Source organism: Sphingobium sp. FW305-3-2-15-F-TSA7 (assembly GCF_058787155.1).
In genome coordinates this window covers 1-7,708 of record NZ_JBYSZM010000072.1, presented here as the reverse complement: position 1 = coordinate 7,708, position 7,708 = coordinate 1, and the positions used below count along the sequence as shown (strand labels likewise).

Here is a 7,708-nt window from a genome sequence, read left to right as displayed (position 1 = left end):
AGCAATATGATCAGCTCGGTGCGCGTGCCGATATTGGTCTGGTTGCCGAACAGGCCGCCGACGACCGGGATCTGGCTGAGCAGCGGAATGCCCGATCGGCCCTTGGTCTGCTTGTCGCGGATCAGCCCGCCCAGTGCCACCATCTGCCCGCTGCGCGTCGCCACCGTGCTCGATATCCGCCGCTGCTGGATCGTCGGCGAATTGATCCCCGACGTCGTCGTCTCCGCAACGTCGCTCACTTCCTGCGAGATATCCAGCGTGATCGTCCCGCTGTCGTTCACGCGCGGCACCACTTTCAGGATCACACCCGTATCCCGCAACTCGATCGTGTTCACGATCGGCGCTCCAGGCGCGGACACGAAGTTGGCGGATCGGATCTTTTCCTGACGCGGCTTTGTAGGGCCTTCGAGGCAAGCGCATTGGGAATGTCCGGATATTGGCCTTAAAATAATATAAACCTCCAATATGGACCATGTTGTCAGCTTGATTCTGGATTATCTCCATTGCCGAATGGACTTTCCAAATGATCAATAGCCGCATCCGAATCAAAACGGGCGCGGGGAAAATGAAAAGCAGATTGATCCGTCTGGGCATATTGTCCGGATTTACACTTCTGATGACAAATACGGCGTCAGGAAGCGAAACCGCCACTTATAGCTATGATGCACTAGGTCGCCTGGTTTCCTCGTCGACATCTGGCACGGTGAATAACGGCCTGTCGGTGACGGCGACTTTCGATCCTGCAGGAAATCGATCCAATTACGCGGTGTCAGGTGCGGCTAGCGCACCGACGATCATCACGCCAACCACTTATTCGAGTAGCTCGACCTATGGTGGTTACACTGGGCTTTCGGGCGCGGGGGCAGGGATGCGCGACGCAATCTACAATGTCGGGACCAGCGTACACGGCACCAACAATGGAGCCGATGAGTGGATCGTAATGGATCTGGGCTCGGCCAAGTCAGTCGGCAAGGCGGTCCTCGTTCCGATCAACTCGTCCTTCGGCGGTTGGGGGCCGCTCTATCTCAATACGGCGGTGCTGGAGCGTTCCACTGACGGTAGCAGCTGGACCTCCGTTGCGACGATATCGACCGCAGGCAACGATGTAAAGACCGAGATCACGGTCGGCGCATCCGCCCGATACTTGCGAGTCAGAAAAAGCGGTTGGCTCGGGGTGGGGGACTTCTATGCGCTGACGCCATAAAATTTATTTAAATAGTATATCAGAAAATTTCTGAGCACGAGTCGTAATTTTACAAAGCAACCGAAAAATATTAAAATTTAAGGTGCAGAATGAATAAGAATCTTAGACCCAATTTAATCATGATAAAATCAATTTTAGCGAGTATGGTATTCTGTTCAAATGGATATCTATTCGCCCAAGGTGTCAACCTTGGTGGCATCAGTTCACCGCCTGACGCACCATCCGTGGATGCCAACGGTGTCGATGTTGTAAGTGGTAGGCCTTATCATGAAAAAATTGAATTATCCATTGGGGGTGAGGGAATAGGTGCTCTGCCCCTAATTAGATATTATAGCGCTAACGGATTTAGGACAAATTTTGATAACGAGCTCACCTATAGTCAGCCATGGTTGAAAATGCCGACCGTAAACGTTCTTTTCGGTAATTCTTCTGAGGTGTTCTATGCATCATCTCCGAGAAAGCCCACAGGATCGACTGCTGGTAGCTCCTCATATAAAAGAAAGGATGGAACTTATGTTAGTTTCACCCATCTAAACTATTATATTAGTAGTAGTGGATCAATTTCGTCAAGAAGCTTGGCTGACTATATCAAATTTCCAAATGGAGTTGTTTGGACTTATAACTACAAGGATCTGACGTATTTAGGAGCTAATATTCATCGCGTTCAATCCATAACTAGTAACACAGGATATCAGTTAAAATATTATTATTCTTCTGATGTAAATCCAGTGGACTACGCGACACTTCAATCGTGGGGTAAGGCTACTCGTGTAGTTGCGATAAACAATGCTTATGAATATTGTGACCCAACATCAAATAGCTGTTCGTTATCTATGAATTGGCCAGAGGTTATTTACTCAGCTTCTCCGGGATATTACATAACGGTAACGGATCCTGAGGGAGGGGCGACGGATTATACAAACTTCGGAAACGTCAGATATCCCGGAAGTTCATCGAACAATAAAACGTACACAACGAGCTCCGTAGTAATTCCGTGTCCATCTTCGCCAGGGTGTACGGTTACTGAACAGATGGTCGTCACGGCAAATGTGAATGGAAAAACTACTAATTACTCCTACAGCTTTAGTGCCGGAGTAATGACCATAAATTCTTCTGCTCCCTCGTCAGAGGATCATTCATATACAGCTCAATATTATGGAGATATTCTCAACCCTGGTGCTACAAGGTATTTGTTCGGAGGGGTAACTAAATATACCAATCCCGTCGGTAAATCGTCGTTATACGAGTATCAGGCTGGAGTCGGAGTTTATGGCCTTCAGGGCGATCTGACTAAAATTACCCTACCGGAAGGAAATTATTTTCAATATGTTAGAGATTCGAGCGGAAATGTCACTCAGACACTGCTTCATGCAAAATCCGGCGCGCTTCCAGACATCACAGAGGCGCGCGTAATCGGTCCCTTTTCTCAGCCGACTTCTATCACTGATCCGCGCGGTAATGTAACGGCTTACACTTATGACACAGTACACGGCGGAGTATTGTCCGAAACAGGGCCGGCAGTCGGCGGGATCTCTCCGGTAAAGCGATATGCTTATGCGCAGCGCTATGCCTGGATCAAGAACGGTACGGGAAGCTACGTTCAGGCGGCGACCCCAGTCTGGGTCAAGACTGAAGAGCGAAGCTGTCGGACAACGGCGACCGTCGGAAGCGTCTGTGCTGGTGGTGCAGGCGATGAGGTCATTACAACTTATGATTATGGTCCGAACAGCGGTCCGAATAATTTGCAGGTGCGTGGAGTAACGGTGACGGCTGACGGCCTGACGTTGAGAACATGCTACCTTTATGATTCTAAAGGCAACAAGATCAGTGAGACCACGCCGCGAGCTGGTCTGGGGAGCTGCGCATGAACCGGCATCAACATACTTTGACAGGGAGCCGAGCGGCCATGGCGTTGGCTATGGTATGTGCCGGCGGTGCTTCTGCGTTCCCGGAGATTGCGTTGGCGCAAGCGAGTGCATCGCCATATACGACGGGCTACCGGTACGACGCGAACCGCCGCCTTACCGGCACGATCAATCCTGATCCGGACGGGGCGGGAGTGATCAAGTATGCCGCTGTACGAATAAGCTACGATCCAGCGGGCCGTACCACTAAAGTGGAGACAGGGGAATTATTATCATGGCAAGATGAGAGCGTGAAACCGCTGCTGTGGAGTGGATTCAATGTCCTCCAGGTTATAGATGCGGTTTACGACACTGCCGGTCGCAAGATAAAAGAAGTAGTCGGTAGCGGCGGGACCCCATATCGCGTAACTCAGTACAGCTACGATTCGTCTGGCCGTCTTGAATGTACCGCTATACGAATGAACGCTGCAGTATTCGGGGCTCTGCCGGTCAGCGCTTGCACGATGGGTGCGCCTGGAACACAGGGGCCGGACCGAATTACCAAGAATGTTTATGATGCGGCTTCACAGTTGCTACAGATCCGTAAGGCGGTTGGGACATCAGCCCCTAACCTTGAGCAAGCTTACGTCACCTATGCCTACAGCGATAACGGCAAGCAGCGCTTTGTCGTGGATGCCAACGGGAACAAGGCCGAATATATCTACGACGGCTTCGATCGATTATCCCGCTGGAACTTCCCATCGTTGACGGTAGCATCATCCTATAATCCGTCAACGCCTGCAACTGCTCTATCGACCTCCGGGGCGGTAAACGCTTCCGATTATGAGGAGTATGGCTATGACCCAAATGGTAACCGGACATCATTTAGGAAGCGTGAGGGACTTAGTTTAACATACGCATATGACGCGCTCAATCGGATGACCGTGAAGACGGTACCAGAGCGTAGCAGTCCGCCTTTCCCCGTCGCGCTGAATCCCGTTCACACGCGTGACGTCTATTATGAATATGACCTGCGGGGGCTTCAGACTAAGGCGCGGTTTGATAGCCTCAGTGGCGAAGGGGTCACCAATGAATATGATGGATTCGGCCAACTGAAGAAAACCACGGCAAATATGGCGGGATATAGCCGTATTCTGGAGTATGAGTATGATGCCAACGGCAACAGGACAAGCATAAAGCATCCCGACACACAGAAGTTCAACTACACATTTGATGGCATGGATCGCATGAATTCGGGTAACGAGAATGGTACGACGAGCCTATTCTACACCGGCTACGACAATCAGGGGCGGCCGAATATCATGTACCGGATGAGCGGCGATAACTCGCAATTCGCCTATGATGGCGTTTCGCGTCTGAGCAGCCTGAGCGATTTTTTCGTGGGAAGCACGGGGAATGTCGTTTCGACTTTCACGCACAATCCGGCGAGCCAGATCGTAACGAGAGCGCGAAACAATGATGCATATGCCTATCTGGGCAATGTGAATGTCAGCCGCGCATATACGAAGAACGGCCTCAACCAGTATACCGCCGCCGGGGCCGCGACATTCGGCTATGACGCGAACGGCAACCTGACCTCGGACGGGGCATCGACCTACGTCTACGACGTAGAGAATCGACTTGTCTCTGCGACCGGGGCTACGACCGCCAGCCTGCTTTACGATCCGCTGGGGCGGCTGTTCCAGGTTTCGGGCGGAGCCGCCGGTACGACGCAGTTCCTCTATGACGGTGACAAGCTGGTGGCCGAGTACTCGGGTACGAACACCATGCTGCGGCGCTATGTGCATCGCGATGGTGATGATACGCCAATCATATGGTATGAGGGTGCTGGCTTCACCCAGCCTCGAGGGCTCTATGTGGATCACCAGGGCTCGATCACCGGCATATCGAGCTCGACGGGTACGCTCTCGTCGATCAACAGCTATGATGAATATGGCATTCCGGCCTCGACCAATGTCGGGCGATTCCAGTATACCGGCCAGCCTTGGATTCCTGAGCTAGGCATGTATCATTATAAGTCACGCATTTACTCGCCTACCATCGGTCGGTTCCTTCAGGTTGACCCCGTTGGTTATGATGATCAAATAAATCTTTATGCATATGTAGGAAATGATCCAATAAATATGCATGACCCTTCCGGTAAGCAAGCTGCTCAAGCAGGAGCTAGGGCATTATCATGTGTGTCAAAGCCTGCTTGCCGTTCAACTGTGCGTGCTGCAATAGGTTCGGTTGTTAGAGGTATAGTATCCCTTGTAACAGGTGATAAGGGAAGGAAGGGAGAAACATTTTATAAGGGATTATCTAATAGGGATATTGCAAGCATTGAGAAAACTGGTGCGATTTTGCCGAAAGATCCTAGCGCTAAAACTACGCCAGACGGCCATATAATGGGCGGCGTAGATTCAAAGTTTGTAACAATAACAAGAGATTTTGGTGTTGCTAGAAAATATGCTACGGAGGGTCCGGATGCAGGTGGCTATGTTATTACTATAGATGGGAGATTCCTTCCTGGAATAATAGACACTCAGATGGGCGAGGGGCTCACAAATGATATCGCAAAGGATTTGGCTAGGAGAGATGAGGAGGTATTAACTGGATTTGTTCCGGGTAATTCTATAACATCTGTTACGCCAGTGTTGCCGAACGACATTGAGAGGGTGTATCCTAGGCAAATTGTTAATTGCATGGTTACCAAGTTTTGCTAGGTGGAGGAGAAATTGAAAAACCCAAGAAAATTGATAGAAGCTATAGAAGAAAGCATTAATTTGTATGATCTTTCGTATAAAATAAAGTGGGCGGATTTGGATGACGATTTAGTGAATGGTATAATTTCATCGATTGATATGGTCGATAAAGGTTGTAGTGAATTTTTTGACGATGAATGGCATGATTCACTTACGGCAATTGTATCTATTCTTTATATTATTCACAATGCTCAGATCGGTTTGTTGAGATCTGGGAAATCATCTGGCAATGAGAAATTACTTTCTCAGTTGTATGAATCTTTCTCTTCTTCAATAACAACTATATAGCAAATGTTAATGTCAGTGTTAGATTTGTGCAAAATATTGACTAATTGATGGGCGAAAATAAAAAGATAAGACATAATTTATGGGGATGTTATAGGTTTATGTGTTATCTTTATAGTTGTATGGTTGTTGAAGAAATTCACGTGTCTGCAGGGCGATGAAATGCTGATCCAAGGCGTGTGGATGCTAAGCTGAGTTTGTAATAAGGGGGGCGTTCTAAGCCAGACTCGGAGCCTATAAAATCGCTTCGCGAAGCGCGATCTGTTGATTCAATAGCGGTGTGGGGAGGCGTTGCAATGTGGGATCTGATTTGGCTGCCCGGGGGCGGAGATGCGCCGGATCGCGTGGTATCCCCGCTGTCTCATGGAATGCCCGGCCGATGATCGGCGGATTATCAGTGGCACAATCTTCGCGATCAGGAATGGGCCGCTGCGGCGTGATGCGCCGGCCGAGTACGGGCCGTTAAAGACGATCTACAATCACTTCATTCGATGGATCCGGCTCGGCGTGTTCAGCGAGAATTTCGCAACGCTCCCAGCGAAGGGCGGCGAGCCGACCAGTTGATGATCGACGCCACCCACCTAAAAACATCGTACAGTGGGAGCCTGCTCAAAAGCAGGCTGTCGGACGCATTATAGGCAATCTGAACTCAAAAAATCCATGCGGCCCGTGACGGCAAAGCAGACCCTTTGCTGAGCGAGGGGCTAGGTACCCAGGTCAGACGCACTGCTTGGCGACCGAGGTTGCCACAGACTTGTTCCGCTCGGCCTTGGCTGACCGAGAGATTAGCGCCTGCATCCCTTCAAAGGCGAACCGAAGGTTTCCATCGCGCATGCCATCTCCCTCCATCGGAAGCGCCAGAAAAATCGAGAATATGTCGGAAAAGCCCAAAGATTAGTGATGTGTCCGCACCGTTACGACCGCTGCGCCACGCATTCATGTCCGCCATCTGCATCGCTGCAATCGTCATGCTCTGTCTCGTGCAATGATTCATGAGCTGGCGCTGTATTTTTCTGTTTTCAGTATTTGTTACTTGTGAGGAGGGAAAAAAATGGAAGAAGGTCGGTACTAAAAACAGTATTGTGGAATTGCGCGGGCGGATACAGTAATTATGCCGTCTATAGAATTTGTAAGCCGTACGATCTGATCAATACCCGCTGCTTCAATACGCAAAGCGGCACCGGCTTCGGCTTGGCTTTGGGCAATCGACGAGCCAGGCTCGCCAAGTGCGCTTGCCAATCTCGGGGGCAGACTATCTTTCCTGGGCTCTGACAGGCCAGAACTGAAGGTGAAGACGTCCGCCAGGCATGTGGCCGAGGTTTCAGGCCCGCCGCTTAGCGCAGCGTTCAATTCGTCAAAGGACGAGACGATCCGCCGCGCACCGCGATAAGCACCCAGCCGATCCAGAATGGTCCGCCGCTGTCCGGCCGCCACACCCAGCCCCATCAGCGCCCGATCGATGCGCTCCAGCGATGCCTCGTTGATATCCAGCCGGCCGCTTTCGCTCGACAAGCGCACCTGAATCGCATCCGCGCCGATCCGCACGCTGCCATTCGCCGGCAGCAGCCACCATTGGCTGCGCACGCCGTTGAACAGCCGGTCCGCCAGCA

The 7,708-nt window shown here is 50.8% G+C and carries 7 protein-coding genes; 5 read left to right on the top strand and 2 right to left on the bottom strand.

What is annotated here, in order from left to right; all coding sequences use genetic code 11:
* The coding region (locus tag AC3WN8_RS29990; protein ID WP_492673199.1) for a type II secretion system protein GspD at positions 1-335 on the bottom strand (335 nt) is incomplete at its 3' end.
* Positions 336-523: 188 nt separating this feature from the next.
* Here AC3WN8_RS29990 and AC3WN8_RS29985 point away from each other — a divergent pair.
* The 5 genes from AC3WN8_RS29985 to AC3WN8_RS29965 all read left to right on the top strand — a co-directional run bounded on the left by AC3WN8_RS29985 (position 524) and on the right by AC3WN8_RS29965 (position 6,662).
* Positions 524-1,204, top strand: a complete 681-nt coding sequence (locus tag AC3WN8_RS29985; RefSeq protein ID WP_492673198.1) for a discoidin domain-containing protein — start codon at positions 524-526, stop codon at positions 1,202-1,204.
* Between the two features lie 89 nt (positions 1,205-1,293).
* The gene (locus AC3WN8_RS29980; RefSeq protein ID WP_492673197.1) at positions 1,294-3,072 is read left to right on the top strand and encodes a hypothetical protein; all 1,779 of its coding nucleotides are present in this window, start codon (positions 1,294-1,296) and stop codon (positions 3,070-3,072) included.
* Entirely contained in the window at positions 3,069-5,774 is a 2,706-nt protein-coding gene (locus AC3WN8_RS29975; RefSeq protein WP_492673196.1) for an RHS repeat domain-containing protein, read from the top strand. The genes AC3WN8_RS29980 and AC3WN8_RS29975 overlap by 4 nt, the downstream gene beginning before the upstream one ends.
* Positions 5,775-6,101, top strand: coding sequence for a hypothetical protein (locus AC3WN8_RS29970; protein ID WP_492673195.1), 327 nt, complete (start codon positions 5,775-5,777; stop codon positions 6,099-6,101).
* Between the two features lie 327 nt (positions 6,102-6,428).
* Positions 6,429-6,662, top strand: a complete 234-nt coding sequence (locus tag AC3WN8_RS29965; RefSeq protein ID WP_492673194.1) for a transposase — start codon at positions 6,429-6,431, stop codon at positions 6,660-6,662.
* Positions 6,663-7,166: 504 nt separating this feature from the next.
* Here AC3WN8_RS29965 and AC3WN8_RS29960 read toward each other — a convergent pair.
* A partial coding sequence (locus tag AC3WN8_RS29960; protein ID WP_492673193.1) for a hypothetical protein occupies positions 7,167-7,708 on the bottom strand: 542 nt, incomplete at its 5' end.